Below are 839 nucleotides of genomic sequence, written 5' to 3' on the forward strand. Positions count from 1 at the left end.
GCACGATGGTCATCAAGACCGCAATTGCCGCCATTTGGTCCAGAGTGGCTTCAAACATGTTGGAAACCGAAGCAGCAGCTAATGCCGCTAGGACATTGGCTCCGAGCCAAACACTTCGTTTACGCGCGGATTTGAAGACGGGAGCGAAGGTATCTTCGTCATCATCCATACCCGCCATACTCATCATTGAGTGTTCGGCGTCTTCACGAATAACGTCAACCACGTCATCGATGGTGATACGACCGACAAGGTGCTGGTTTTCATCCACTACGGGTGCTGACACCCAATTACGACGTTCAAACAGGCTAGCAACGTCTGAGTCACTGGTGTCAACGGTAATCGCATCGTCAGCATCTTCCATGACGTCGATAATTTTTACGTCGGGTTGGGTCGTGATAAGTGTCGTGATTGGGAGTTCGCCAATCAGTTTGCTTTCGTCATCAATCACGTAGAGCGCATCGGTGGCTTCAGGCAGCTCGCCCTTCATACGCAGATAACGCAGGACTACGTCGACATCAACGTCACCACGAATCGTGATAACGTCGGTGTTCATCAACCCACCAGCGGTGTCTTCAGGATAAGACAGTGCCGTCTCGACGCGAGCACGATCTGCTGAATCCATTTGGGAGAGAACTTCACGAGAAAGATCATCTGGCAAGCTACGTAGGACGTACGCAACGTCATCGGTATCCATGCCTTCCGTCGCCTCTGCAAGGTCTTCGGGAGCCATTTTTGATACAAGACTGTCTTTAACGTCTTCGTTTAGTTCGTCAAGAATTTCACCGTAATCTTCGGGGTCGGTAAGTTGCCAAAGAACTTCACGGCTTTTACGTGGGGAT

Annotated in this window: 1 protein-coding gene; it reads right to left on the minus strand. The window is 50.7% G+C overall.

The genetic code is table 11. The annotated features are described in order from the left end of the window. On the minus strand, positions 1 to 839 hold an 839-nt coding region (locus R7Z47_RS24335; RefSeq protein ID WP_318130702.1), incomplete at both ends, for a magnesium transporter.

This window comes from Vibrio sp. 1641 (genome assembly GCF_033339995.1).
Lineage (GTDB): Bacteria > Pseudomonadota > Gammaproteobacteria > Enterobacterales > Vibrionaceae > Vibrio > Vibrio alginolyticus.